Here is a 26,316-nt window from a genome sequence, read left to right on the forward strand (position 1 = left end):
TTTGTGCAGTGTGTCGAACCCCCACAAAAAACCGGTCTGTGCATTATGCACAGACCGGTCTGCAGTTTTTCCCTATTTTGCACTGGAACCCGCCGCGGGCAGCAGCACCCGCAGGATGAACCAGCCGTCCTTGCAGTGCACCGTCACGGTGCCGCCGTACTTTTCCGCCGCCGCCCGGACCGTGCGCACCCCGTAGCCGTGGGGCGGCATGCCGTCGGCATCCAGCTGCACCGGCACCTCGCAGTAGTTCTCGAACCGCAGCATCACAAAGCCGTGCTGGGCAAAGATGGCCACCCGGATGAGCCGCTTGTCGGCATCGTGCAGCGTCTGGACGCTCTCGGTGGCGTTGTCCAGCGCCGTGCCCACAATGGTGCAGATATCCCCCGTGGGCATGAAGTCCAGCAGATGCCCGTCCGCCACACAGGTGAAGTTGATGTCGTGCTGCTGGCAGTAGAGGCTCTTGGCGGTGAGCAGCGTGTCCAGCACCGGGTTGCCCGTCTTGTTCTGGGCCTCGTACATCCGGATGCCGCTCTCCATCTCGTCCAGCGCCGCCGCCCGCTTGCCGGGGTCGTGCTCCGCCCGGATGGCCGCGATCTGCAGTTTCAGGTCGTGGCAGTGCCGGTTGATGAGCCGGATGCTCTCCCGGCTCTGCTGGTACTGCTCGTACTGGCGGTGCAGCACGTTGTCCATGGCTTCCAGCTCCCGGTGGAGCCAGTCCTCCCGCAGCTGGTCCTGCTGCAGCGACAGCACCAGCACCCCCGCCAGGTCCACCAGCGTGCGGATATAAAACACCGTGAAGGTGGCCTGGCCATCCTGGGTGAAGGCCAGATTGCTCACCGCAAAGGCCACCGCCGCCATGATCACCGCGCTGAACAGCGCCCGCCGGGTGATCTCCATCCCCCGCTCGGGCCGCCGGTGGCGGAAATCGTACCAGCCCGCAAAGCTGTACACAAGGCTGTACACCATCGCCAGCAGCACCAGGGAGGGCACCGCCCAGGGGCTGCGCCCCGGCCAGAGCACACAGTGGATCTGCCATTCCAGGCTGGCGGCAAACTCCGCCAGAATGAAGGCCCGGGCGCAGGTGTACCCCGCCTCCCGGGGATGGATCTCGCAGCAGAGGAAGAGGAAGGCGTACATCATGCCCACCGCCGCCCCCATGCAGGGGATCCACCACACCAGCGGCACATCGCCGGTGAGATGCAAAAACACCCCCAGCACCGCCAGCGCCCCGGTGCTGATGGCCGCCGCGGCCCCCTTGCCGAACCGCCGGGGCAGCGCCAGCACATAGAGCAGGCAGGCCAGCCACTCGGCCAGGGCGGTGTAGAGCCGGGGAATATCAGGCAGGATCATTTTCCGCTCCCTCCGATGTAATCGGTGAGGGCCTCCAGAAAGGCCTTCTTGCGGGGACGGCTGATCTGCAGATGGTGGGGCCCCACCTGGACGGTGTTCTGCTGCACCGCCAGCACCTGGGCCAGGTTGACGATATAGCCGCTGTTGCACCGGGCAAAGGGCTTGCCCGCCAGTTTTTCCTCGTAGCTCTTCAGGCTGCCGGGGGCGGAAAAGTCCCCGTACTCGGTGTAGAACCGCACCGAGTGGCCCTCGCTGGCCAGGTAATAGAGGGCCGACACATCGATGCGCCGCAAACCGCCCTCCACCGGCACGGTGAGAAAGACGGTCTGCCGCTTGCGCAGCCGGTCCACCGCCTTCTGCAGCTGCTGGGAAAAGGCAAAGTAGGGCACCGGCTTGAGCACATAGTCCAGGGCATCCACCGCGTAGCCCCGGATGGCAAACTGGGCCATGTTGGTGATAAAAATCAGGATGACATCCTTGTCCACCCTGCGGATGGCCTCCGCCGCCGTCATGCCGTCCATCCGCTGCATCTCGATGTCCAGCAGGATGATGTCATACACCGCCCGGTAGTCCGAAACGATCTCGTCCCCGTCGGAAAAGGTGGTCAGATCAAACATTCTGCCGAACTGCCGCTCGTACCGGCGCACATAGCCCACCAGCTGCTCCCGCACCTGGGGATCGTCCTCCACAATGGCAATGTGGATCACCCGGACCGCCTCCTTTCGCACACCATTTCATTTTATTATAACATGACCGCCCCCGCCCCGCAAACCCGACTTGACCTTTGGGGGCGGGAGTGTTATTCTTTTGCTGGAATAACGCTTTTTCGGGAGGGGTCGCCATGTCACAGGAACCCAACATCAAACTGACCAAGCTCGCCCACTGCGCCGGCTGCGGCGCCAAGGTGGGCGCCGGCGTGCTGGCCCAGCTGCTGGGGGATATCCGCACCCGCCACGACCCCAACCTGCTGGTGGGGTTCGATACCTCCGACGACGCCTCGGTGTACAAAGTTTCCGACGAGCTGGCCCTGGTGCAGACGGTGGACTTTTTCCCGCCCATCGCCGACGACCCCTATCTCTTCGGCCAGATCGCCGCCACCAACGCCCTCTCGGACGTTTACGCCATGGGGGGCGAGCCGAAACTGGCGCTGAATCTTTTGTGCATTCCCGAATCCATGCCGAAAGAGGCCGTCCACGACCTGCTGCGGGGCGGCTACGACAAGGTCTACGAGGCGGGGGCCATCATCACGGGCGGGCACAGCATCCTGGACGAGGAGCCGAAATACGGCCTGGCCGTGACGGGTTTTGTCCACCCCGACCGGGTGCTGACCAACGCCGGCGCCCGCCCCGGGGATGTGCTGCTCTTCACAAAGCCCCTGGGCATCGGGGTGCTGACCACGGCGGCGAAAGCCGACCTCTGCCCGCCGGAGGTGATGAAGACCGCCTACACCCTGATGACCACCTTAAACAAGGCGGCCCGGGACTGCATGGTGCGCTATGAAGTCCACGCCTGCACCGACGTGACGGGCTTCGGCTTTCTGGGCCACGCCTACGAGATGGCCCAGGGCAGCGGCGTGCAGCTGGAGATCGACACCAGTGCGGTGGACATTCTGCCCGCGGCGCTGGAATTTGCCAAGATGGGCCTGCTGCCCGAGGGGATGTACCGCAACCGGCACTATGCCGAGGCTGCGGTGGACCCCGGCGAGGTTCCGCTGGAAGTACAGGATGTTCTCTACGACCCCCAGACGGCGGGCGGCCTGCTGATGGCCGTGGCCCCCGGGGACGCCGACGCCCTTTACCGCGATTTGCAGGGGGCGGTGCCCAGCGCCCAGCGGGTGGGCGTGGTGCGGCCCGAGACGGCGGGCGGCCTGCTGATGGCCGTGGCACCCGGGGACGCCGACGCCCTTTACCGCGATTTGCAGGGGGCGGTGCCCAGCGCCCAGCGGGTGGGCGTGGTGCGGCCCGAGACGGAGGGCGGCAAGCGGATCATTCTGCGGTAACGGCCCGGATGGCGGCAAGGGCGGCGTCGATATCGGCTTCGCTGGTGAACCAGCCGGTGGAGAACCGCACGGTGCCCCGGGGAAAGGTGCCCAATGTTTTGTGGGCAGCGGGGGCGCAGTGCAACCCGCACCGGGTCAGGATGCCGTAGTCCGCTTCCAGTTGGTAGGCCACCTCGGCGTTGTCCCGCCCCGCAAAATCCAGGCTGAACACCCCCACCCGGCGCGCCGGGTCTTTGGGGCCTTTCAGCGCCACGCCGGGGATGGTGGAGAGTCCATCCAGGAACCGGCGGCTGATGGCCACATCGTGGGCGCGGACTGTTTCCACCCCGATTTCAGCAAGATATGCCAGCGCCGCCTCCCAGCCGTAGATGCCGGGCAGGTTCTGGGTGCCCGGCTCGAATTTGTCCGGCATATAGCCGGGCTGCTCCTCGCTGTCCGAAGCGCTGCCGGTGCCCCCTGTCACGTAGGGGTCCAGGGCTCTGGCAAAGTCCGGCGCCAGCAGCAGCGCCCCCAGCCCCTGGGGCCCCATGAGCCCCTTGTGGGCGGGCACGCTCAAGGCTGCCAGGCCCAGCTCTTTAAAGGAAAGGGGCAGATGGCCCGCCGTCTGGGCGGCGTCGAGGCAGAAGGGCACGCCGTGGGCGGCGCAGATTTTTCCCACCGCGGCGGCGTCCTGCACCGTGCCCGACACGTTGGAGGCATGGGCCAGCACCACCAGTTTTGTGTTGGGACGGAACATCCTTTCCAGGGCGGAGAGGTCGAGAAAGCCTTCTTCGTCGCAGGGGATGCGATCGAAGGTCACCCCCTGCCCCGCCAGCCGGTGGAGCGGCCGCATGACGGCGTTGTGCTCCATGGCCGACACGATGCAGTGGTCCCCGGGGTGCAGCGCCCCGCCCAGCACCAGGTTCAGCCCCCAGGTGTTGCCGGGGGTGAGCACCACATGGGTGGGGTCGGCGAAATCAAACAGCGCGCAGAGCCGCTGGCGCAGCCGCAGCACGGTGCGTTCCGCCTGCTGGGCGGTGCCGTAGACGCCACGGTTCACGTTGGCGCCCACCTGCGTGATATACGCCGCCATGGCATCCGCCACACAGGGCGGCTTGGGGAAGGATGTGGCGGCCTGATCCAGGTAGACAGCGGGCATGACAAAGCCCCTTTCTTCATAAAAATCCTGGCTACAGTGTAGCACAGCCAGGGCGCGGCGCGCAACGCCGCAGTCAAAAGCAGTCAGAACAAGGAGGAATCGTTTTTGAAAAAGATCAACATTCTGGTGCCCGTCACCGGCATCGTGGTGGGCCTGGCGGCCCTGGTGCTGGTTTCCTTAGGCAACCCCGGCAACATGGGCTTCTGCATCGCCTGCTTTTTGCGGGATATCTCGGGCTCCCTGGGCCTGCATCATGCGGCCAAGGTCCAGTACGTCCGCCCCGAGATCATCGGTCTTGTGCTGGGCGCCACGATTATGGCGCTGGCGGGCAAGGAGTTCAAAGCCCGGGCGGGCTCGGCGCCGGCGCTGCGGTTTATCCTGGGCGGCATCGTCATGGTGGGGGCGCTGGCCTTTCTGGGCTGCCCCCTGCGGATGGTGCTGCGCCTGGGCGGCGGTGACGGCACGGCGCTGGCCGGCCTGGCCGGCTTTGTCTGCGGCATCCTGGTGGGTGTTGGCTGCCTGCGCAAGGGCTTTTCCCTGGGCCGGGCCTACAAGGTGAAAACCGCCGACGGCTTTGTGCTGCCCGGCTTCATGATCGCCCTGCTGGTGTTGCTGCTGGCGGTGCCGTCGGTGCTGCTCTTCTCCACCGAGGGCCCCGGCGCCAGCCACGCCCCCTGGATCGTCGCCCTCATTGCAGGGCTGGCCGTGGGCGCCCTGGCCCAGAAGAGCCGCCTGTGCATGGCGGGCGGCATCCGGGATGCCGTGATGTTCCGTGACTTCAACCTGCTCAGCGGCTTCGGCGCCATCTTCGTGGTGGTGCTGGTGGGCAACCTGATCCTGGGCCGGTTCCAGCCCACCCTGGCCGTGCAGCCGGTGGCCCACCACGATTATCTGTGGAGCTTCCTCGGCATGGCGGCGGCAGGCTGGGGGTCCATCCTGCTGGGCGGCTGCCCCCTGCGCCAGCTGATCCTGGCCGGTGAGGGCAACGGCGACAGCGCCGTGACCGTGCTGGGCATGATCGTGGGCGCCGCCCTGGCCCACAACTTCGGCATGGCCGGCAACGCCGACGCCATGACGGACGGCACCTTTACGGCGGGCGGCGTGGCGCTGCCCGGCCGGGTGGGTGTCGTGGTATGCCTGATCCTGCTGGCGGTGATTTCCGTCGCCAACCTCTATAAAAAGGAGAAGAAGAACGTATGATCGATGCTAGGGGACTGTCCTGCCCCATGCCGGTGGTCATGGTGCAGAAGGCTGTACAGAAGGACGCACCTTCCACGCTGGAAGTGCTGCTGGATAACCCCTGTTCGGTGGAAAACGTCACCCGGTTTGCCCACAACAGCGGCTACGCGGTGGAGGTATCCCCCGCCGCCGACGAGGAATACCGGCTGACCCTGACGAAACAATGAGGGACTACATTGCCACCTTCCACACCCACCTGAGCGCCCTGCTCACCGCCGAGGCGCTGGAGGAACGGGGCGTGCAGGCCCGGATGATGCCGGTGCCCCGGGCGCTGAGTTCCAGCTGCGGCACCTGTGTGCGGTACACCGCCGACAGCGACTGCCGGGAATGTCTCGACCGGAACTGGGAGGCACTCTACGCTTTGCAGGCGGGGCAGTACACCTGCCTTCTGACCGCGGAGGACCCCGCATGAAAGGCTGCATTGCGGTGCTGGGCGCCGGCGGCAAAACCACGGCGGTGCGCAGCCTGGCGCACCGCCTTTGCGGTTTTTCGGTGCTGTGGACCACCACCACCCACATCTACCCTGCCGCCCCCGAGGACTGCCGGCTGCGGCTGGCCGCCCCCACGGCGGCCCGGTTGGCGGCGGCGCTGGCAGCGCCCGGTGTCGTCTGCGCCGGGGTGCCCGCCGGGGAAAAATGGACCGCCCTGCCCCCCGAAGTTTTCGCCGCAGGCTGCCGGGCGGCGGACTATATTGTCTGCGAGGCGGATGGCGCCCACCGGCTGCCCCTGAAACTCCACCGCCCCGACGAACCGGTGCTGCCCGCCGGAACCACCCACGCCCTCATTGTGGTGGGGCTCTCGGCACTGGGCCGCCCTGTGGAGGAGGTGGTTCACCGGTACGCTTTGCACTCCGCCTGGGCCGCGGCGCCCCGCACCCCCGTGGGGGTGGAGGAATTGTGTTTTTGTGCCGAGGAAGCCGCCGCCCGGTGTCCCTTGCCGCAAAAAAACATCCGCCTGCTGTTCAACCAGGCGGATGACGAAAAGTTATTGGCTGCCGGACGGCAGGCCGCCGCGGCGCTTACCCGGCAGGGCTTTGACTGCTGGGTGGGGGCGCTGCAAAAAGAGGACGCTTTTTTGGCCCCCTGGGTGCTGGGCGGGTGACTTTGCCCGGGAAATGTGCTACACTTGCTAGAGCAGCGGGATGCCACACTCCTCGGCGAGGAAGAGCAGCGCTTCCACCACGCCCCCGGCGATGGCCCGGGCCTTGTCGGACACCGTGTCGCAGTTGTGCACCTGTTCGAGGCGCGGGTCGATGTCGGCGATTTTCAGCCCCTTGGTGACGGGATAGCCTTGCCGGATGATGCCCCGCAGCACGCCGTCCAACGTGGCCAGGACTTCCACGCCGCCCACCCGGCCGATGCACTGGCCCTTGCGGACCACGGCGCCGATGTCAATGAGGGTGCCGGTTTCGTCGGGGACAAACTCCATGGGTCCCGCAGCCGGGGCGTGGATGACACGCTCCGCCGTGTACCCGCCGATGTTGCCCGGCACGCCGGTGTTGGGAATGGCTGTGCCCTCCAGGATCACCCGGCCCAGCTTGTGGCCCCGCATGGTCTCCACCACGGCGTCCACGTCCTGCCCCGCCGTAAACCCGGGGCCGAGGCCCACCGTGATGGGTGCCATGCCCCGGTGGGTGCCGAGATTCCGCTTGGCCAGGATGGCATCCACCACCGCCGCCGGGTGCAGGAGCTTTGCGGCGGCACAGGTCTCGTCCACCAGCAAAGGGATCTCCCCCGCGGCGGAGACGGCGGCGGCTTCTTCCGCCCGTTCAATGCGGCGGCAGACGGCCCCCTCCACGGTGGTGCTGCCCTGCCAGACCGCCTCACAGAAGGCCGCTTTGCGCCGGATGGCCGACGGGTCGGCACATTCCAGCGCCAGCACCTTGAAGCCGCACCGGTGCAGCCGCAAGATCGTGCCGGTGGCCAGGTCCCCGGCCCCCCGGACGACAATCCAGGGCCGGTCTGCCTTGTTGGTTTGCATCTGCTCTCCCCCTTTTTTGCTTTACACCATTGTAACACCGGCGCCCCCTTTGTGCAACGGCGCCGTTCGGGAGGTACTCCGTATGAAACTCATCGATACCCGGGATGCCGTGGGCCAGGTACTCTGCCACGACATCACCCAGATCATTCCCGGCGTCTCCAAAGGCCCGATCTTCCGCAAGGGCCACATCGTGACCCCCGAGGATATCCCCGTGCTGCTGCGCTGCGGCAAGGAGCACCTCTACGTCTGGGAGAAGGACGAATCCATGCTCCACGAGAACGAGGCCGCCGAGATCCTGCGGGACCTCTGCCGGAACGAACACATGACCGCCTCGGAGCCGAAAGAAGGCAAGATCGAGCTTTCCGCCGACTGCGACGGGCTGTTTTTAGCGGATGCAAAGCGCATCCGGGCCGTCAACGCTCTGGGCCGCATGATGATCGCCACCCGGTCCTCGGGGTTTGCCGTGAAAAAGGGCGGCAAGCTCTGCGGCACCCGCATCATTCCGCTGGTCATTGAAAAGACCGCTATGGAGCAGGCCCGCCAGGTGGCCGGGCCGGAGCCCCTTTTGCAGCTGCGGCCCTTCCGGGCGAGGACTTTTGGCGTGGTGACCACGGGCAGCGAAGTGCAGAAGGGGCTGATCCAGGACGCCTTCACGCCGGTGCTGGAAGAAAAGCTGGCGGCGTACGGCTGCACCATGGCGGCCCACGTCACCCCGGGGGACGACAGCGCCGCCATCACGGCGGCCATCCGCCAAATGGCGGAGGACGGCGTGGAAATGATTCTCTGCACCGGCGGCATGAGCGTCGACCCCGACGACCGCACGCCGCTGGCGATTCGGAACAGCGGCGCCCGCATCGTGGGCTACGGCGCGCCGGTGTTGCCGGGAGCCATGTTCATGCTGGGGTATCTTGCCGACGGGCGGCCGGTGTGCGGCCTGCCCGGTTGCGTGATGTACGCCAAGCGGACGATTTTTGATTTGGTACTGCCCCGGCTGTTGGCCGATGTGCCGGTGACGGCCGACTGGCTGGCCGGGCTGGGCGTGGGCGGGCTCTGCCTGAACTGCCCGGAATGCCACTTTCCGAATTGTGGCTTTGGAAAAGGGCTGGCGTAAACGCTCAAAAGGGGGAACAGTCCCGCAGGGCGTTATATAAAGGAGAAACTATGGAACTGACACACATTGACCCGGCCGGCAACGCCGTCATGGTGGACGTAGGCGAAAAGCCCGCCACCCGGCGCACCGCCGTGGCGGAGGGGTTCATCACCATGTCCCCCCACTGTTTTGCCGTCATTGCCGCCGGGCACGCCAAAAAGGGCGACGTGCTGGGGGTGGCCCAGGTGGCGGGCATCATGGCCACCAAGCACACGGCGGACCTGATCCCCCTCTGCCACCGGCTCAACCTGACGAAAAGCGCCGTGACCTTTGAGCTTCTCGAGGACCGGCACGCCATCCGGGCGGAGTGCACCGTCCAGTGCGTGGGCCCCACCGGCGTGGAGATGGAAGCCCTCACCGGGGTGTCCACGGCGCTGCTCACCGTCTACGATATGGCCAAGGCGCTGGACCGGGCCATGCGGATTGACGGCATCCGCCTCCTCGAAAAATCCGGCGGCAAGAGCGGCCACTACCAGGCGGAGGCCCGTCCATGACTGACCACTACGGGCGCGTCATCCGCTATCTGCGCATTTCCCTCACCGACCGGTGCAACCTGCGCTGCCGCTACTGCATGCCCGCCGAGGGGGTGCCGCTGCGCCGCCACGAGGAGATTCTGCGCTACGAGGAGATCGTGGAAATTGCCAAAGCCGCGCTGAGCCTGGACATTGACACCTTCAAGCTCACGGGGGGCGAACCGCTGGTGCGGCGGGATGTGCCCGCCCTGGTGGCGGCGCTCAAAAATCTGCCCGGCACCCGCCAGGTGACGCTGACCACCAACGGCCTGTTGCTGGGGGGCCAGCTGGAGGCGCTGCTGGCCGCCGGGCTGGACGCCGTGAACGTGAGCCTGGACACGCTGGACGACGGCCAGTACCACGCCCTGACCCGCCGGGACTACCCGGTGGCCGCCGTGGTGGCGGCGGTACGGCAGGCGGCCGGACGGCTGCCGGTAAAAGTGAACGCCGTGCTGCTGCCCGAGACCGCCGACCAGTGGCTGGCCCTGGCGAACCTTGCCGCCGATCCCGGCGTGGACGTGCGATTCATTGAGGAGATGCCCATCGGCAAGGGGGAGGCCGACCCGAATCTCACGGCCGACCGGGTGCTGGCGGTGCTGCGCGGCCGCTGGCCCGACCTTGCCCCCTGCGGCGAGCACCGGGGCAACGGCCCCGCCCACTATTATAAAGCGGCGGGTCTTGCGGGGCGCATCGGCTTTATCGACGCGGTGACCCACCGCTTCTGCGCGTCTTGCGACCGGCTGCGGCTGACCTGCACCGGGACCCTGCGGCCCTGCCTTTGTTATGACGACGGCATCGACCTGCGGGGCATTCTGCGCAGCGGCGCCGGGCCGGAAGCGCTGCAAAAAGCCATCCGGCAGGCCATTGCCGAAAAGCCGGAGGCCCACTGTTTCGGGGCCCGGCACGGCAGCCAACAGACGATGAATACGATCGGAGGATAAGATGGAAGGAATCGTACGGGCGGTCTGCCTGAGCAAGGCCCGGGGCACCGAGAAAGTGAATGTGGGCCGGGGCGAACTGCAGGCCGACTGGGGCCTTGCGGGGGATGCCCACGCGGGGCACTGGCACCGGCAGGTGAGCCTGCTCAGCGCCGACAAGATCGCGGCCTTCAATGCGAAAGGCGCCAACGTGCAGCCCGGAGCCTTCGGGGAGAACCTCGTGGTGGAGGGGCTGGATTTCCGCGCCATGCCGGTGGGCACCCGGCTGCGGTGCGGCCAGGCCCTGCTGGAGATCACCCAGATCGGCAAGGAGTGCCACAGCCACTGCGCCATTTTTCACCGTGTGGGGGACTGCATCATGCCCCGGGAGGGCGTCTTTGCCAAGGTACTGAAGAGCGGCCCGGTGGCGGTGGGCGATACCATGACGGTGGAAGCCCGCACCGCACCGCTGCCCTTCCAGGCGGCGGTGATCACCCTCTCCGACCGGTGCGCGGCGGGGGAACGGCAGGACAAGAGCGGCCCCGCCATTGTGGAGCGCCTGAAACAGAACGGCTATGAGGTCATCGAAACGCTGCTGCTGCCCGACGGCCGCCCGGCTCTGGAAAAAGAGCTGCGCCGCCTGTGCGACCAGCGGCAGCCCGACCTGATCCTGACCACCGGCGGCACCGGGTTTTCCCCCCGGGACGTGACCCCCGAGGCCACCCTGGCGGTGGCGGAGCGTCAGGCCCCCGGCATCGCCGAGGCCATCCGGGCGGCCAGTCTGCGCATCACTCCCCGGGCCATGCTGGGGCGGGGGGTCTCGGTGATCCGGGGCAGGACGCTGATCATCAACCTGCCGGGCAGCCCCAAGGCCTGCAACGAGAGCATGGATGTTTTTCTCGACCAGATGCCCCACGCCCTGACCCTTTTGCGGGGCGCCGTGACGGACTGTGCGGTTTCCTCAAAAGGGGGAACAGCCCCGCAGGTTGGTGCCTGACGGCTTTATAAAAGGAGATTGCCCCATGAAAAAACTTCTGGCCGCGGCACTGGCCGCACTGTTTGCCCTTTCCCTGGCCGGGTGCGGCACCCCGGCCGCCTCGGCCTCCACGGCGGAAACCGCCGGGCAGCCGGTGGAGCTGGTGGTCTTTGCGGCGGCGTCGCTGACCGAGACCCTCACCGAGATCGCCGACACCTACGAGGCCGCCCATCCCGGCGTGACGCTGACCTTCAACTTTGATTCCTCCGGCACGCTGAAGACCCAGGTGGAGGAGGGCGCCGCCTGCGACGTTTTTCTCTCGGCGGCGGAAAAACAGCTGGACCAGCTGGAAGAGCTGGGGCTGGTGGACACCGCCACCCGACTGGACCTTCTGGAAAACCGGGTGACCCTCTGTGTACCGGAGGGCAATCCCGCGTCCATCCAGGGCTTTGACGACCTGGCCGGGCGGCTGGCCGCCGGGGACATTCTGCTGGCCATGGGCAACAGCGACGTGCCGGTGGGCCAGTACACCCAGAAGATTTTTGCCCACTACGGCCTGGACGAGGGGGCCCTGGCATCGGCAGGGGTTCTGACCTACGGCACCAACGTGAAGGAGGTCACCGCCCAGGTGGCCCAGGGCAGCGTGGACTGCGGCATCGTCTACGCCACCGACGCTTATAGTGCCGGGCTCACCGTGGTGGACACCGCCACCGCCGAACTCTGCGGTCAGGTGCTCTACCCCGGGGCGGTGCTCTACGGTTCCGCCCATCCCGCCGAGGCCGCGGCATTTCTTGATTACCTCTCCACCCCCGAGGCGATGAAGATTTTCGCTTCGGTGGGCTTTTCCGCCCCCTGAGGAGGCTTTCCCATGGACTGGTTTCCCCTTTTCAATTCCCTGCGCATCGCGGCGCTGAGCTGTGTACTGGTCTTTTTCGGGGGCATCGCCGCGGCCTACTACGCCGCCCGTCTGCCCCGGCTGGCCAAGGGCGTGCTGGACGCCCTGCTCACCCTGCCCATGGTGCTGCCTCCCACCGTGGTGGGGTATCTGCTGCTGCTGGTCTTCGGCAACCGGCGTCCGGTGGGCGCGCTGCTGGCCCGGTGGGGCCTCCCCTTCGTCATGACCTGGTACGGCGGCGTGCTGGCCGCCGCGGTGGTGGCCTTTCCGCTCATGTACCGCACGGCCCGGGGCGCCTTCGAGGCCTTTGACGAGACCCTCGACCAGGCCGGGCAGACGCTGGGCCTTTCGGGGACCTTTCTCTTCTGGCGGGTGCGGATGCCCGCCTGCCGCCAGGGGATTCTGGCCGGGGTGGTGCTGGCCTTTGCCCGGGCGCTGGGCGAGTACGGCGCCACCAGCATGCTCATCGGCTACACGCCGGGGCGCACCGCCACCATCTCCACCACCGTCTACCAGCTGTGGCGCACCGGCGACGACGCGGGGGCGCTGTTCTGGGTGGGGGTGAACCTTGCCATCTCGGCGGCGGTGCTGCTCACCGTCAACCTGCTGGAACGCCCGGCGAAAGGAGGCCGCCTGTGAGCCTTTGCGTGGACATCCAAAAGACGCTGGGCCGCTTCCGGCTGCAGGTGCAGTTTGACTCGGACGCCGCCCTCACCGGGCTGCTGGGGGCTTCGGGATGCGGCAAAAGCCTGACGCTGCGCTGCATCGCCGGCGTGGAGCGCCCCGACCGGGGCCGCATCGTGCTGGACGACGAAGTCCTCTTCGATTCGGAAAAGGGTATCGACCTGCCGCCCCGGCAGCGCCGGGTGGGGCTGCTCTTCCAGCACTACGCCCTCTTCCCCACCATGACGGTGGCGGAAAACATCCGCTGCGGCGCCAGGAATCGCGGCGGCCGCGGCGAACAGAACCGTATTGTCCGGGAAACGGTGGACCTTTTCCAGCTGGGGGGCCTCGAACACCGCCGCCCGGCCCAGCTTTCCGGCGGGCAGGCCCAGCGGGTGGCCCTGGCCCGGATGCTGGCCGCCGACCCCCGGCTGCTGTTGCTGGACGAGCCCTTCTCCGCCCTGGACGCCCCTCTGCGGGACAAACTCCAGCCCCGGCTGCGGGAACTGCTGCGCACCGTAGGGCGGCAGACCGTTCTGGTGACCCACAGCCGGGACGAAGCCTACCGCCTGTGCGAGACCCTCTGCATCCTGGACGGCGGGCGGGTGCTGCACACCGGCGCCACCAAGGCCGTCTTTGCCGACCCGGGCAGCGCGGCGGCGGCGCGGCTTACCGGCTGCAAGAATGTGGCCGACGCCCGGAAAATCGACGACCGAACGGTGGCGGTGCCCGCCTGGGGCATCACGCTGCGCACCGCCCGACCTGTGCCGGACACCCTGGCCGCCGTGGGGCTGCGGGCCCACGATTTTGCCCCCGGCTGTGGGGAAAACCGCTGGCCGGTGGTGTGGGCCGGGGCGATGGAGGAGCCCTTTGAGCAGTGCTATCTCTTCCGTTTTGCGGGGCAGGACCCCGCCGCCGAGCCCCTGTGGTGGCGGCTGCCCCGGGACCGGGTGCCCGCGGCGCTGCCCGAATCCCTGGGCATCGACCCACGGGCGGTTTTGCTGTTGGAATGACCCTGAAGGAGGACAACGATGACGGTGACATTCTGGGAAGCGGCGGTGCAGGCCGTGACGGCGGGCCAGCGGGTCTGGCTCGTCACGGTGGCGGCGGTGCAGGGCTCCGCCCCCCAGCGGCCCGGCGCCATGATGGCGGTGGGTCCGGCTGGACGGCTGGCGGGCACCATCGGCGGCGGTGCGCTGGAATATGACTGTGTCCAGAAAGTGATACGGGGCGAGGCGCTGCCGGGGCTGCGGCATCTAACGCTTAACGAGAATGCCCCCCAGGGCGTGGGGATGGTCTGCGGCGGCAGCACCGACCTGTTGTTTACCCCCCTCGCCGACCCCCGGCCTTTGCAGGCGACGCTGGAAAGGCTGCGGCAGCATGGCGACGGGCTTTTCTGCCTGCCGCTGGACGGCGGGGCGCCTTATCTGGCGGCTCCCGGTGCGGGCAGCCAATCCGGGCAGCTGGAACTGCCGCTGCTGGACCCCGGCCGGGTCTTTGTGATCGGCGGGGGCCATGTGGCCCGGGAGGTGGCACGGCTGCTGGAACAGCTGAACTACCGCTACCTGGTGGCGGACGACCGGCCGGACTACGCCGACCCGGCCTGTTTTCCCGCCGCCGAAGGGGTGGTCTGCACCGGGTTTGACGCCCTGGCCGCGGCGTTTCCCGGGGAAATGGCGCCGGGGGCCGGGGACGCCGTCTGCATCATGACCCGGGGCCACGCCGGGGACGGCGCCGCCGTGCGGTGGGCGCTGGGCACCGGTGCCGGGTACATCGGCCTGATGGGCAGCCGCCGCAAGCGGGAGAAGCTTTTTGCGGAGCTGGCCGCCGAAGGGTATGCCGACGCCCCCGGGCGCCTCGTCACCCCCATCGGCCTTGCCATCGGGGCGGTGACCCCCGCCGAGATCGCCGTCTCGGTCTGCGCCCAGCTCATCGGCTGGCGGCGGGGTGCCCTCTAAAACTGCAAACAAAAAGCGCTCCGGCTTTTGGTCGGGGCGCTTTGGTGTTATTGGGGTTTTTCTGTCCTGGCCCGGGGGCGCCAGCGCAGGTAGGCGGCCAGCGAGAGCAGCACCGTGATGCCGTCGCCGATGGCGGGGATCCACAGGATGCCGTACATGCCCACCAGGGCGTTGAGCAGCACCAGCATGGGGATGTTGAAGACCGCCCACCGCAGGATGGCCAGCACCATGGCCACCCGGCCGATGCCGAAGCCCTGGAACAGGTAGACCGTGAAGAAGCTTAAGAACATCAGCGGCGTGGCCAGGATGCGGATGCGCAGGAAGGTGGAGGCCAGGGCCACCGTCTCGGGGTCGGCGATGAAGGCCCGGACGATCCAGGGGGTGAACAGCTCGTACAGCGCGATGCTGACAGCGGCCACCACCAGGCCGGTGGCCAGGGAGAGGCGGATGAAGCCGTTCATCCGGCGGTGGTCCCCCGAGGCGCAGTTGTAGGCCACCAGCGGCACCATGCCCTGGCAGATGCCGATGCCGATGTTGAGGGGCAGACGCTCCACCTTGAGCGCGATGCCGATGGCGGCGAGGGCCGCATCGCTGTAGGCCACCATAAGTTTGTCCACCACCATGTAATCGAGGTCAAACAGCAGGCTGGTGGTGGCGGAGGGGATGCCCACCCCCAGCACAGCCACCAGGGTCTTGCGCCGGGGCAGGCCCGCCCGGGGGTCCGCCGTGAGCAGGTTGCGGCTGCGGATCTCCCACAATATGCCCAGGAAGTAGAGGAAGGAGACGCAGTTGGACACCAGCGTGGCCAGCCCTACGCCCAGCACCTGCTGGCCATCGGGCAGGATCCAGTACATGAACACCGGGTCCAGCACGATGTTGAGCACGGCGCCCAGCGTGACGCCGAAGCCCGCCTCCCGGGAATGGCCGATGCTGCGCACCAGGCTGGACATGACGTTGGAGAGAACCGTGGGCACCGCCCCCAGCACGATGATCTGGCTGACCGCGGCGGGAACGATCATCCTGCGCAGCGCCTGGGGCACCGGCATGGTGGCAAACAGTTCGTTTTTGTCCATGGTGTGTGTTGCATCCCTTCCTCTGTGGTATCCGCCCCGCGGGCGTCAAAAAAGCGCCGGAGCCATCCTTTTATACAGGACAGCCGGCGCAGCAGCAGCCGGCGGCCTGTTGCCGCCGGCTGCATTGTCGGTTTACCATTTTAGTATACTGGCGGCCGGCCGGGAAGTCAAGCCTTGCCGGCCTGCTCCACCAGCACCTCCACCACCGCGTAGATGCGCTCCCGCTCCGCCGCGGGCAGACGCCCCACCCGCTCGGCCAGCAGCGACTGCTTGACGGTGTAGCCGCTGTCCACCACGTCGGTGAGGACCATGTCGGCGGAGATTTCCAGGGCGTTGAGGATGGCCACCAGCGTTTCCAGCGAGGGGGTCTTCTCCCCCCGCTCCACCATGCCCATATAGTTGGCGCTGACCCCTGCCGCCGCGGCCAGGTCCTCCTGCCGCAGGTCCCGCTCCAGCCGGTAGCGGCGGATGTTGCGCCCGATGGATGTCCAGTCCATAGTGCTGCCTCCTTGTGTGATCGTTTCCTTATTATACCAGCGGCGGGGGCGGCGCACAAGTGCGGACTTGTACACGCCGCCCCAAAAGGGTATAATCGGGGAAAAGGAGGTTTTGCCTTATGCTGCAGATCCGCAAATACCAGGAAGATCTCTATATTCTGGTGGACGCCCGGGCGCTGCTGGCGGGCACGCTGCCCCATACCTCCACCCCCGGCATGCCCTGCGACACCTACCAGGGACAGTGGACGGCCTTTTACTGCACCGAGGAAGACCTTCTCAACTCAAAGAGGGGAACAGGGACGCACGGCGGTGCCTGCACTCCCATAACGCCATAACGCAACGAACCGGACCCTCTCGGGTCCGGTTCTCTTTTTACTGCTGTCCCGCCAGGTATTCCTCGGCCATCTGGACGGCCACCGCGCCGTCCGCCACCGCCGTGACCACCTGGCGCATGGGTTTGGTGCGCAGGTCCCCCGCGGCGAAGACGCCGGGCAGGCTGGTGCGGGTGGTCTCGTCGGCCAGGATATAGCCCCCGGGGTCGAGGGCCAGCTGACCCTGCACCAGCTCGGTGGCGGGCTGCCGCCCGATGCTCACAAAGACGGCGTCGCAGGGCAGTTCGGTCACCGCCCCGGTGGCGGTATCCCGCAGCTGCACGCCGGTGACGGTGTCACCGTGGCGGATGGCCGTCACCGTGCTGTTCCAGTGGAACTGCACGTTCTCCGCCTTTTCCAGCGGCTCGTGGTAGATTTTCGTCGCCCGCAGGGTGTCCCGTCGGTGGACAAGATGCACCTTTTCGGCGATGCGGCTGAGCAGCAGCGCGTCGGCCGCCGCCGTGTTGCCGCCGCCCACCACGACCACCGTCTTGCCTTTATAGAACATGCCGTCGCAGGCCGCGCAGTAGGCCACGCCCCGCCCGATGAGCTCTGCCTCCTCGGGCAGGCCCAGCGTCCGGGGGTTGGCGCCCATGGCCAGCACCACGGTGCGGGCCGTGAAAACGCCCTCGCTGGTGGTCAGCGTCTTGGTGCTGCCCGCCAGCTCCATTTTTGTCACCTCGGCGTAGACCGTTTTGGCGCCGAACCGCTCCGCCTGGGCCTGCATGGTCTGGGCCAGCGTGAAGCCCTCCACCCCCTCGGGGTAGCCGGGATAGTTGTCTATGGTCTCGGTGAGGGCCATCTGGCCCCCTGCCGACAGTTTTTCCAGTACCAGGGTGTCCAGCCCGGCCCGCACGGCGTAGAGTGCCGCCGTGTAGCCCGCCGGGCCGCCGCCCACCACGATCATATCATACAGACGCTGGGTCATTGCTGTGTCCTCCTTCGGGGTGTTCCTTTGCTATGGTCCCAGTATACCCCGGCCGGGGCGGAAACTTCCGTGATGAGGTCACAAAAAGCCCCCGCGCCACAAGGCGCGGGGGCGGCAGCGCAGGCTTCAGCGGCGGGGCCGGGTGGTGACAGCCAGCGCCAGCGTGACCGCCAGCACGGCGGCGGCCAGTATGGTGGACAGAATCGCCATGGCGGAACCACTCCTTTCCCCGTTGTTTTCTTCATTGTACCGCGCCGGGAAGGGGCGCTGCCACCACGGGGCGGTAAAACCCCCGTGAAATTTGGGTAAAACGGCACAGAAAAAGCCGGACGGTCTTGTGAACCGTCCGGCCCTTTCCTTATATACAGTTACAGTGCCAGGTCGTAGAGGCGCAGGTCCATCCGGGCCTTGCCCCGGGCAAAGAAGGTGATGCCGTCGTCCTCCGGCGCCGCGTTGTAGAGCGTCATGCTGGCCACCTGCTGCCCGTCCTGGAGGAAGAACTCCGCCGAGTAGCGGTCCAGCACCATCCGCAGCCGCAGCGTGTCGGCCACCGGAGCCAGCAGCGGGGTCTCCCGCAGTTCCAGCGCGTCCCGGTAGCCCCCCGCATGGCGGCGGTCCAGCCGCAGCAGCCCGTCGTCCAGGTCCAGCCGCAGTTCCGCCCAGCGGCCCTGGCCGCAGGCAAACCGCACGCCGAACCGCCGGGCCTCGGTCACATCCACCGTCAGCTCGCAGTCCAGCACCCGGCCGGCCACGCCCTCCAGCGCCACCGGCTGGCCGTCCACCTCCACGCCCCGGTGTTCGGTGCGCAGCCGCCGCACGGCGTCCAGCTCCCGCACCGGCCGCTGGCAGAGGGTATCCCCCTGCCAGAACAGTTCCCGGGGCAGGCTCATCTGGCCGTACCAGGGGGCGTCCTCCGGCGGGTAGCAGTGGTCCCAGTTCTGCATCCAGCCGATGAGCACCCGCCGCCCGTCGGGGGTCTGCATGGTCTGGGGCGCGTAGAAGTCCAGGCCGCTGTCCAGCGGCTGGTCGGCCTGGCGCTGGAAGGGCAGCCCGGGGCCGCCCCACCGGCCGATGATCGCCGCCGTGTCGTTGCCGCAGTGGTAGCGGTCGTCGGCGGCCTGGTGGACAAACTGGGGAGAGATGACCAGCACCGTTTTGCCCTCCAGCGTGAAGAGGCCGGGGCACTCCCACATGCTGCCCAGGCTGCCGTCATTCTCGGCCATCACCTGGACGAACTCCCACTTGGCCTTGGGGTCGTCGGGGCGGGCGTTGCGGTAGAGCAGCAGCCGCCCGTGGCCGTTGAAGCCCCGGCCGCCCAGCAGCATGTAGAGCATGCCGTCCTGTTTGAACAGGAAGGGGTCCCGGAAATCCTTCCGGGAGGCACCGGCGGGCTGTTCGTCGCAGGAGATCACCGGGGCGTCGGCCTTGTGGTAGTCCACCCCGTCCCCGATGGCCAGACACTGCTGCTGGATCTCCTTTTTGCCGCCCTCCGGCATGACGCCGGTGTAGAGCAGCAGCTGGCGGCCCTGCCATTCGATGGCCCCGCCCGAGAAGCAGCCGTTGGCGTCGAAGGGGGCGTCGGGGGCCATGGCGCAGGGACGGTCCTGCCAGTGCAGGAAGTCGGTGGTCACGGTGTGGCCCCAGTGCATGGGTCCCCAGACGGTATCGTAGGGGTAGTACTGGTAAAACAGATGATACTGGCCGCCGAAGCAGGACCAGCCGTTGGGGTCGTTGCACCAGCCCACCGGCGGGGCAGCGTGGAAAAGAGGGCGGTATTCGGCGGGGGTGCGGTGCTGCGCCTCATAGGTGCGGGCGCGGGACAGGGTGTTGTGTTCCATCGTTCATTTCTCCGTAGCAAAAGGCGCCCGTCGGGCCAAAAGGCACGGCAGTCCGCCATTTTTTGTTTAACCGTTCATGCTGGCAAAGTAGTTGTCCAGACCGGTCTGCTTGAGCTGCAGCAGTTCCTGCAGGTTCATCTCGTTCAGTTTGGCGATGTAGGCATCCCACTCGCTCTCGGCGCCGCCGTTCATGATCCAGGTCGCCTTCTGGCTCTCGGCATAGGGCTTCAGGTCGGTTTCGATCTGGGTGATGCGGTCGGTGGTGTCGATGTCAAAGAAGATGGGCGGGTAGTCGTAGTCGCTCTCCATGGCCGGGGCGAACTCGCTCTGGATCACATCCAGCCGCAGCTTGGCGTCGTCCGGCATGGTGGTGTACTGGCCGTAGTAGCTGTCCAGCACCGCCAGAGGGCCGCCCAGGTTGGTCTTCATGCGCAGTTCGTAGGGGACCACACCCGCGGGCACCGGCAGATGCTGCAGTGTGCCGTCGTCCTTCATCTCGAAGATGTTGTCCTGGGTGGTGTCGCCGTAGGTGCCCCAGTTGTCCTGCACCGACTGGATCGGATCATAGAGCTGGTCGATCCACTTGGCGGTGAGCGCCGGGTTGGGGTTGGTGCCGGTGATGACGCAGCGGCCGATCTCAAAGCCCATGGCGTTCTGGCGGGTGACTGCCTGCTCGCCGTCGGCGTTCTTCAGCGGGGGCAGGGCCACGTAGTTGTCGGGGGTGCCGGCGCTGGTGTTGTCCCACGCCATGAACAGGCCGTAGCGGTCGCTGGCCGCCTTGGAGACGTAGGTGTTGTAGTCCTGGGTGAAGACTTCGGGGTCGATGAGGCCCTCGGTGTAGAGGGTGTGCAGCCATTCCAGACCCGGGATGATGCCCTCGTCCGCCAGGGTGTAGACCACCTTTTTATCGTTGGTGACCACGTAGTGGTCGGCGTTGTCGCCGTAGCCGAAGGCGCTGAGCAGCACGCCCACGTCCTCATTGCCGCCGTTCATGACGAAGGAGAGGGGCAGGCTGTCGGGATGGGCCTGCTTGAAGGCGCGCAGCACCTCGGTGAGTTCGTCGGGGGTGGTGGGCATATCCAGACCCAGCTCATCCAGCCAGGCTTTGTTGATCCAGGGGATGCCGCCGATGGACTGGATGGATTCCTTGCCGCTGCCCAGCTCCTCGATCCAGGGGAAGGAGTAGATGTGGCCGTCGGGGGCGGTGATGAGGGTGCGGTACTCGGGGTTTTCGTCCAGCACCTTCTTCAGGTTGGGCATGTACTGGTCGATGAGGTCGTCCACCGCGATGATGGTGCCGTCCTTGGCGTAGCGCAGCAGGTCGTACTGGCTCATCTGGGCGTCAAAGACCATGTCAGGCAGTTCCTTCTTGGCCAGGGCCAGCTGCTTTTTCTCGCCGAACTGGTCGTCCACGTAGACCGTCCAGTCGATGTGGACGTTGGTGGCTTCCTCCAGCCGCTGGGCGATCAGACGGTCGTTGATCTCCTGCCCGGCGAAGGAGGGCTCATGGGTCAGGGCGGTAAAGGTAACGGTCTCGCTCAGGGGGAAGGAGGCCGAAGCCGCATCCACCGACGCGGCGGCGCTGTTCTTGCCCGAACCGCAGCCGGACAGGGTGCCCAGCGCCAGGGCGGCGGCGCCGGCCAGGGCCAGCGCCCGTTTGGAAATGGATTTCATACTGTTTCTCCTTTTCTTTTGCGTATAGCAGTGTAGAGGGATGTACGAATCGGAACCGGTTCCCGGGGTGTGCGCCGGGAAGATCATACTAGGGAAAGAAGGAGGCGGCTGAAGCCTCTTGCGGTGCCCGAATCGTGCGGCGCGCCTTGGGGCGGCGCTTGCACTCTTCGACCGCGGCGCCTAACATTTTCCCCTGCATCCGCCGCAGGCGGCGGGGAAAATGTTAGCCTTTCACCGATCCCAGCATAACGCCCTTCTCGAAGTATTTCTGGAAGAAGGGGTACATGACCAGCAGCGGCACGCTGGAGACCACGATGGTGGAGTACTTCAGCTGCTCGGCGATCTTGGCCATCATGGCGGCGTTCTGGGCGTCGGCCACCATGCCGGGGCGCGGGGTGTTCTGCACCAGGATGGACCGGATGACCAGCTGCAACGGCTGCAGGGACTGGTCTTCCAGGTAGATCATGGCGTCGAAGTAGCTGTTCCACATGCCCACGAACTGGTAGAGCACCAGCACCGCGATGATGGGCTTGCAGACCGGAATGAGGATGCGGAAGAAGTACTGCAGCTCCGAGGCGCCGTCCAGGGCCGCGGCCTCGTGGAGTTCCAGCGGGATGGACTTGTAATACGTACGGGCCAGGATGATGTTCCACACGTTGACGGCGCCGGGCAGGATCAGCGCCAGCGGGCTGTTGATGAGGTTCAGGTTGGATACCAACAGGTAGGTGGGCATCAGGCCGCCGCCGAAGAACATCGTAATGAGGAAGAAGGTGTTGATGGCGCTGCGTCCCACGAACTGGGGCAGGCTCAGCGGGTAGGCCGCCAGCAGGCAGATCACGGTGGAGAACACCGCGAACACTGCCGAGTAGAGGAAGGAGTTGAGGAAGCCCCGGCCGATCATCTCGTCCTGGAAGACGCGGCGGTAACCTTCCAGCGTCCAGTCCTCCGGCATGAAGCTGATGCCCTGGTTGGTGAGCACCACCGGGTCGATGAAGGAGGCCAGCACCACGTAGATCAGCGGAATGAGCACCGCCAGCGAGAAGAGGGCCAGCAAAATGTAACCGCACCACAGGACGACCTTATCCTTGCGGGTGTAAAACTGTCTGGATTCCATGCGCTGCGCTCCTTTCTTAGAGGCCTTCGCCGTCGTTGAGCTTGCTGACGATGGCGTTCACGGCCAGCAGCAGCACCACGTTGATGACGGCGTTGAACAGGCCACCGCCGTGGAGTAACCGTAGTCGCCGATCTCAAGGCCCAGGCGATAGACGTAGGTGGGGATGATCTCGGAGGCCGCACGGTTCAGGTCGGTCTGCAGGGCCAGGGCTTTCTCGAAGCCGATGTTCATGATCTGGCCGGCGGACAGGATAAACTGGATGACCATGATGGGTTTGAGGGTGGGGATGTCCACGTTCCAGATCTGCTGCAACAGGCTCGCGCCGTCGATGTTGCAGGCGTCCACCAGGTCACCGCTGACGCCGGACAGCGCCGCCGTGTAGATGATGGAAGCCCAGCCGGCGCCCTGCCAGATGCCGCTGATGATGTAGATGGGCCGGAAGGCCGCGGGGTCGGTCATCAGGTTGGACTGGGTGCCCAGCGCCGCGTTGATGGGGCCCACCGGCGACAGGAAGGCGATGATCATACCGGCCAGGACGATGACCGAAATGAAGTTGGGGGCGTAGATCAGCAGCTGGATCTTCTTGCGGATGCCCACCCGCCGCACACGGGAGAGCAGGATCGCCAGGATGATGGGCGGGAAGAAGCCCCACAGCAGGCCGTAGACGCTGAGCTTGAGGGTGTTGACCATCAGGCGGGGGAACTCGGTGGAGGAAAGGAACCGCTGGAAGTTCTCGAACCAGATCCAGTCGCTGCCGAAGATGCCCAGGCGGTTGTTGTAATCCTCAAAGGCGATGGCCAGGCCGCCCATGGGCACGTATTTGAAGATCAGCGTAAGCAGCACCGCGGGCAGTGCGAAGAACACGTAGAGCTGCCAGTTGTTTTTGATGTAGACCAGCTTTTTGTGGCGGGTCTCGGCATCAGGAAATTTGGGTAAGCCCATGATCTCATCTCTTATTTTACATTTGCACACCAAACATTTACGTTTTGTAACCTTGTGCGTTTACTATACGCCAATTTTGGGGCGGTGTCAACGAAAAACGGCCCGTCGGAATGCGATTTGTAGGCTTACACAACGGGGCTCGGCCGGAGTTGTGCAAATGTGAAAAAATGAATTTACAAAAGTTTACACTCTTGTGCTTTTGACGATTTGCGGTATAATAAACAGTAGAGAGAAACTGTACAGGAGGATTTGCCATGGCCGCCAAAAAGGTGACGATGCAGGACATTGCCGATGCCTGCGGGTTGTCCCGCAACACAGTATCCAAGGTATTCAACGGGCGGGGCAGCGTGCCCGAGACCACCCGCCGCTCCGTGCTGGAGAAAGCCAGCGCCATGGGCTACCGCCAGCTGCCCGAGCCCGCGGGCCAGCCGGCGCCCCAGGGGCGGAGCATCGCCCTGCTCACCCTCTGCATGCCGGGGCGCAACCATTACGGCGCCAACTTCATTTCCGGCTTCACCAACCGGATGAGCCGGGCGGGCTACACCCTGATGGTCTACGAGATCCAGCCCGACGAGCACCGGGACTGCCGTCTGCCCGCCAACTTTGTGCTGGAGAACACGGCGGGCATCCTCTGCATCGAGATGTTCGACCGCCGCTACACCGAGTTCATCGGGCGGCTGGGGCTGCCGGTGATCTTCTCGGACACCTACGCCCGGGCGGATTTCTCCGCCATGGCGGGGGATTTCATTTCCATGGAGAACACCACCAGTTCCATCGCGGTGACCAACCGGCTCATCGACCTGGGGGCCCGGGCGCTGGGCTTTGTGGGGGACCACACCCACTGCAACAGTTTTTATGAGCGGTTCAACGGCTTCCGCACGGCGGTGGCCCGGGCGGGGCTGACGCTGGACCCCCAGCTCTGCATCGTGGCGCCCAACAGCGCCCCCTACGGCGAGACCGCCTGGCTGGTGGACCAGCTGCAGGCCATGCCCCGGCTGCCCGACGCCTTTGTCTGCGCCAACGACTATCTGGCCATCCATCTGATGCGGGCGCTGAAGTACCAGCATCTGCGCATTCCCGAGGACATCATGGTGGTGGGCTTCGACGATTCGCCGGAAGCCACCGTCACCGAGCCGCCCCTCTCCACCGTGCGCATCGCCAGCGGCGAGATGGGCTTCATGGCGGCGGGCATCCTGCTGGACCGCATCCAGCGGCCCTCCCTGCCCTACCGCTGCTGCTACGTCCAGACCACCCCGGTGTGGCGCGCCAGCACCCGCTGAAGACAAAACAAAACCCGCCCCCGGTTTTCTGAACCGAACCAGTAAAAACGGACAATAGACAAAACGCCCCCTGATGTAGGAAAATAAAAGTACTACATCAGGGGGTATTACTATGAGTAAAAGGAATTACACGCATGTAGAGGAGTTGTTTCCGGAAATCGAAGCTATGATTGCCTCCGGAAAAACGCAGAGAGAAGTAGCGGAGCATTTTGGGTTTCGGGATAAGTATGTCGTAAAGAGCCTTGTGAAACGGGAGAGAGCCAAACAGCGGAAGCGGGAAGCTGGGATTACGATTCGGCCCAGGGGACGACAACGGAAAGATGCTGAGCCCAAAGATATCATTACAGAACAGGCTTACGAAATTCGGCGTCTGCGCATGGAGAATGAATTGCTGCGGGATTTTCTGCGATCCACAGGAAGGAAGTGAAAGCAAAGGCAAAATATGCCGTGATTTACCGGTACAAGGAAAAATATCCTGTGCTTGCCATGTGCCGATTCTTTGCAGTGTCCAGGAGCGGTTATTACAGCTTTGTAAAGCGGATGGGCCGTGCTGAAAAGGATGCAGCTCTTGCCGAAACGATCCGGCAGCAGCAGACAAAATGCTTTCATACTTACGGTTACCGACGGATGTGGCAGTGGCTGAAAGGCAGCAAAGGAATTTACCACAACCCCAAGACAATTCTGCGTGTCATGAAGAAATATGGCTTGCTGGCCGAGATTCGCCGCCGCAGACGTTGGCAGCGGATGGGTGAGCAGCTGCACAAATATGAAAATCTACTGAAGCGGGATTTTCATGCCGAAAGGCCAAACTACAACTGGGTGACCTCTATCTCCTGTCCCGAGGCGGCGGCATACTGCCCGATATAGTCCCTGAGCTGGTTGCGGTACTGAAGGTCATCTTCCACCAGTGCGATCCGTATCACCGCAGACTCTCCTTCCCTGTTTGTTGTTTCGTTCCACCGTACATTTTTTTCTATCATAAGCCAAACCCCGTGCCTTTTGCAAGAGTTTTTCCCGCGCCCCGGCCGGGATGTGCAGCCGGCAGGGCGGTTCCGGCAGGGACCGCCGTCCCTTTTCCGCCACGGAATAATAAATATCCCCCGGCGGAGCCGGGGGTTTTGCACAGACGGGTGAAACCCTGGAATACTAGCGCACGCGTCACGTCGCGTTGGTACGGCCTGCCAGCCGCGAAGGATTGCTACTTGCCGCCCGTAAACGAGCTGTTTAGAAGTTTCCCATTGTCAGCTGTTCGCCTGCCTGGTCTTCTTCTAACTGGCGCCGGATGTATTCTGCTATCTTTTTATCGTTTTTTCCTGCTGTATCCACATAGTATCCCCTGCACCAGAACTCCCTATTGCGATACTTGAATTTCAGTTCTGGGAATTTCTCGTACAGCATCAGGCTGCTTTTCCCCTTCAGATACCCCATGAAGCTCGAAACCGAATATTTCGGCGGTATCTCGACCAGCATGTGGATATGGTCCGGGCATACTTCTGCTTCCACGATTTTTACCTTCTTCCAGTTGCACAGTGTTCTTAAAATCTCTCCGATTTCTCTGCGCTTCTGGCCGTAGAACACTTTGCGCCGATATTTCGGCGCAAAGACTATGTGGTATTTGCAATTCCAGCTTGTATGCGATAAACTGTTTACGTCGTTCATTTTTGAATGACCTCCCTTTGCTTGTTTGTGCAGTTGGCAGACCGCACTCCTATTATAGCAAAGGGAGTTTTTATTTCACCATGATCGACATAAGTCTTTTTTGGAACCACTCGCCTAGCGAGTGGTTTTCGAGACACAAAAAGGCGTACACCCGAAAGGTGTA

The 26,316-nt window shown here is 65.1% G+C and carries 28 protein-coding genes and 1 pseudogene; 17 read left to right on the top strand and 12 right to left on the bottom strand.

The features are described 5' to 3' along the window. Positions 1–72: 72 nt before the first annotated feature. Together ABGT73_RS12150 and ABGT73_RS12155 are read right to left on the bottom strand one after the other, a co-directional pair. Positions 73–1,350, bottom strand: a complete 1,278-nt coding sequence (locus ABGT73_RS12150; RefSeq protein WP_346669929.1) for an ATP-binding protein — start codon at positions 1,348–1,350, stop codon at positions 73–75. Then, the gene (locus ABGT73_RS12155) at positions 1,347–2,057 is read right to left on the bottom strand and encodes a LytTR family DNA-binding domain-containing protein (RefSeq protein WP_346669930.1); all 711 of its coding nucleotides are present in this window, start codon (positions 2,055–2,057) and stop codon (positions 1,347–1,349) included. Before ABGT73_RS12155 ends, ABGT73_RS12150 begins: the two co-directional genes overlap by 4 nt. A 134-nt stretch (positions 2,058–2,191) precedes the next feature. Between ABGT73_RS12155 and selD the strand changes: the two genes are divergently transcribed. Continuing rightward, positions 2,192–3,349 (top strand): selenide, water dikinase SelD, encoded by a 1,158-nt coding sequence (selD, locus tag ABGT73_RS12160; RefSeq protein WP_346669931.1) that lies wholly within the window; start codon positions 2,192–2,194, stop codon positions 3,347–3,349. Here the strand turns inward: selD and ABGT73_RS12165 are convergent. Further along, entirely contained in the window at positions 3,336–4,487 is a 1,152-nt protein-coding gene (locus ABGT73_RS12165) for an aminotransferase class V-fold PLP-dependent enzyme (RefSeq protein WP_346669932.1), read from the bottom strand. The genes selD and ABGT73_RS12165 overlap by 14 nt on opposite strands. A 105-nt stretch (positions 4,488–4,592) precedes the next feature. Between ABGT73_RS12165 and yedE the strand changes: the two genes are divergently transcribed. From yedE to yqeC, 4 genes are read left to right on the top strand one after another with little or no spacing between them, the layout of a single operon-like run. After that, a complete protein-coding gene (gene yedE, locus ABGT73_RS12170; RefSeq protein ID WP_346669933.1) occupies positions 4,593–5,687 on the top strand; it encodes a YedE family putative selenium transporter in 1,095 nt (364 codons plus the stop codon). Continuing rightward, positions 5,684–5,893 (top strand): sulfurtransferase TusA family protein, encoded by a 210-nt coding sequence (locus ABGT73_RS12175; RefSeq protein ID WP_346669934.1) that lies wholly within the window; start codon positions 5,684–5,686, stop codon positions 5,891–5,893. The genes yedE and ABGT73_RS12175 overlap by 4 nt, the downstream gene beginning before the upstream one ends. Further along, entirely contained in the window at positions 5,890–6,138 is a 249-nt protein-coding gene (locus tag ABGT73_RS12180) for a DUF3343 domain-containing protein (protein WP_346669935.1), read from the top strand. Before ABGT73_RS12175 ends, ABGT73_RS12180 begins: the two co-directional genes overlap by 4 nt. Beyond that, a complete protein-coding gene (gene yqeC, locus ABGT73_RS12185) occupies positions 6,135–6,827 on the top strand; it encodes a selenium cofactor biosynthesis protein YqeC (protein ID WP_346669936.1) in 693 nt (230 codons plus the stop codon). Before ABGT73_RS12180 ends, yqeC begins: the two co-directional genes overlap by 4 nt. 27 nt (positions 6,828–6,854) lie before the next feature. On the opposite strand, the gene yqeB is transcribed toward yqeC, so the two are convergent. Next, positions 6,855–7,706 (bottom strand): selenium-dependent molybdenum cofactor biosynthesis protein YqeB, encoded by an 852-nt coding sequence (gene yqeB / locus ABGT73_RS12190; protein ID WP_346669937.1) that lies wholly within the window; start codon positions 7,704–7,706, stop codon positions 6,855–6,857. Positions 7,707–7,788: 82 nt separating this feature from the next. Between yqeB and ABGT73_RS12195 the strand changes: the two genes are divergently transcribed. Genes ABGT73_RS12195 through ABGT73_RS12230 form a run of 8 tightly spaced genes read left to right on the top strand, consistent with a single transcriptional unit; the run spans position 7,789 to position 14,777 of the window. Continuing rightward, positions 7,789–8,817: a molybdopterin-binding protein gene (locus tag ABGT73_RS12195; RefSeq protein WP_346669938.1), complete on the top strand. Its 1,029-nt coding sequence runs from the start codon at positions 7,789–7,791 to the stop codon at positions 8,815–8,817. 50 nt (positions 8,818–8,867) lie between these two features. After that, complete coding sequence (gene moaC / locus ABGT73_RS12200) at positions 8,868–9,350, top strand: cyclic pyranopterin monophosphate synthase MoaC (protein WP_346669939.1); 483 nt, start codon at positions 8,868–8,870, stop codon at positions 9,348–9,350. After that, entirely contained in the window at positions 9,347–10,309 is a 963-nt protein-coding gene (moaA, locus tag ABGT73_RS12205) for a GTP 3',8-cyclase MoaA (RefSeq protein ID WP_346669940.1), read from the top strand. Before moaC ends, moaA begins: the two co-directional genes overlap by 4 nt. A gap of 1 nt (position 10,310) precedes the next feature. After that, positions 10,311–11,282, top strand: coding sequence for a molybdopterin-binding protein (locus ABGT73_RS12210; protein WP_346669941.1), 972 nt, complete (start codon positions 10,311–10,313; stop codon positions 11,280–11,282). A 25-nt stretch (positions 11,283–11,307) separates the two neighbouring features. Continuing rightward, the gene (gene modA, locus ABGT73_RS12215) at positions 11,308–12,117 is read left to right on the top strand and encodes a molybdate ABC transporter substrate-binding protein (RefSeq protein ID WP_346669942.1); all 810 of its coding nucleotides are present in this window, start codon (positions 11,308–11,310) and stop codon (positions 12,115–12,117) included. 12 nt (positions 12,118–12,129) lie between these two features. After that, positions 12,130–12,795 carry a molybdate ABC transporter permease subunit gene (gene modB / locus ABGT73_RS12220; RefSeq protein WP_346669943.1) on the top strand — a complete coding sequence of 222 codons (666 nt, stop codon included), beginning with the start codon at positions 12,130–12,132 and terminating at the stop codon, positions 12,793–12,795. Continuing rightward, positions 12,792–13,832 (top strand): ATP-binding cassette domain-containing protein, encoded by a 1,041-nt coding sequence (locus ABGT73_RS12225; protein WP_346669944.1) that lies wholly within the window; start codon positions 12,792–12,794, stop codon positions 13,830–13,832. The genes modB and ABGT73_RS12225 overlap by 4 nt, the downstream gene beginning before the upstream one ends. 18 nt (positions 13,833–13,850) lie before the next feature. Then, positions 13,851–14,777, top strand: coding sequence for an XdhC family protein (locus tag ABGT73_RS12230; RefSeq protein ID WP_346669945.1), 927 nt, complete (start codon positions 13,851–13,853; stop codon positions 14,775–14,777). A gap of 47 nt (positions 14,778–14,824) precedes the next feature. Here the strand turns inward: ABGT73_RS12230 and ABGT73_RS12235 are convergent, their stop codons facing one another. After that, on the bottom strand, positions 14,825–15,850 hold the full coding sequence (locus ABGT73_RS12235) for an MATE family efflux transporter (protein ID WP_346669946.1): 1,026 nt from the start codon (positions 15,848–15,850) through the stop codon (positions 14,825–14,827). Positions 15,851–16,017: 167 nt separating this feature from the next. After that, positions 16,018–16,347, bottom strand: coding sequence for a helix-turn-helix transcriptional regulator (locus tag ABGT73_RS12240; RefSeq protein WP_346669947.1), 330 nt, complete (start codon positions 16,345–16,347; stop codon positions 16,018–16,020). A 119-nt stretch (positions 16,348–16,466) separates the two neighbouring features. On the opposite strand from ABGT73_RS12240, the gene ABGT73_RS12245 reads away from it, so the two are divergent. Beyond that, positions 16,467–16,682, top strand: coding sequence for a hypothetical protein (locus ABGT73_RS12245; RefSeq protein ID WP_346669948.1), 216 nt, complete (start codon positions 16,467–16,469; stop codon positions 16,680–16,682). Between the two features lie 37 nt (positions 16,683–16,719). On the opposite strand, the gene trxB is transcribed toward ABGT73_RS12245, so the two are convergent. From trxB to ABGT73_RS12270, 5 genes and pseudogenes are all read right to left on the bottom strand, one after another. Further along, entirely contained in the window at positions 16,720–17,646 is a 927-nt protein-coding gene (gene trxB / locus ABGT73_RS12250; protein ID WP_346669949.1) for a thioredoxin-disulfide reductase, read from the bottom strand. A 368-nt stretch (positions 17,647–18,014) separates the two neighbouring features. Continuing rightward, on the bottom strand, positions 18,015–19,484 hold the full coding sequence (locus ABGT73_RS12255) for a GH32 C-terminal domain-containing protein (protein ID WP_346669950.1): 1,470 nt from the start codon (positions 19,482–19,484) through the stop codon (positions 18,015–18,017). 66 nt (positions 19,485–19,550) lie between these two features. Then, positions 19,551–21,158, bottom strand: coding sequence for an extracellular solute-binding protein (locus ABGT73_RS12260; protein WP_346669951.1), 1,608 nt, complete (start codon positions 21,156–21,158; stop codon positions 19,551–19,553). Positions 21,159–21,381: 223 nt separating this feature from the next. Continuing rightward, positions 21,382–22,272, bottom strand: coding sequence for a carbohydrate ABC transporter permease (locus ABGT73_RS12265; protein WP_346669952.1), 891 nt, complete (start codon positions 22,270–22,272; stop codon positions 21,382–21,384). Positions 22,273–22,288: 16 nt separating this feature from the next. Beyond that, a pseudogene (locus ABGT73_RS12270) lies at positions 22,289–23,214 on the bottom strand (ABC transporter permease subunit). A 254-nt stretch (positions 23,215–23,468) separates the two neighbouring features. On the opposite strand from ABGT73_RS12270, the gene ABGT73_RS12275 reads away from it, so the two are divergent. From ABGT73_RS12275 to ABGT73_RS12285, 3 genes are all read left to right on the top strand, one after another. Beyond that, a complete protein-coding gene (locus ABGT73_RS12275) occupies positions 23,469–24,494 on the top strand; it encodes a LacI family DNA-binding transcriptional regulator (protein WP_346669953.1) in 1,026 nt (341 codons plus the stop codon). Between the two features lie 112 nt (positions 24,495–24,606). Continuing rightward, positions 24,607–24,921 carry an imidazolonepropionase gene (locus ABGT73_RS12280; protein WP_346669954.1) on the top strand — a complete coding sequence of 105 codons (315 nt, stop codon included), beginning with the start codon at positions 24,607–24,609 and terminating at the stop codon, positions 24,919–24,921. 59 nt (positions 24,922–24,980) lie between these two features. Next, positions 24,981–25,361, top strand: a complete 381-nt coding sequence (locus tag ABGT73_RS12285; protein ID WP_346670337.1) for an IS3 family transposase — start codon at positions 24,981–24,983, stop codon at positions 25,359–25,361. 357 nt (positions 25,362–25,718) lie between these two features. Here ABGT73_RS12285 and tnpA read toward each other — a convergent pair whose 3' ends face one another. Beyond that, on the bottom strand, positions 25,719–26,153 hold the full coding sequence (gene tnpA, locus ABGT73_RS12290; RefSeq protein ID WP_346669426.1) for an IS200/IS605 family transposase: 435 nt from the start codon (positions 26,151–26,153) through the stop codon (positions 25,719–25,721). Between the last annotated feature and the right edge of the window lie 163 nt (positions 26,154–26,316).

This window comes from uncultured Subdoligranulum sp. (genome assembly GCF_963931595.1).
GTDB lineage: Bacteria > Bacillota > Clostridia > Oscillospirales > Ruminococcaceae > Gemmiger.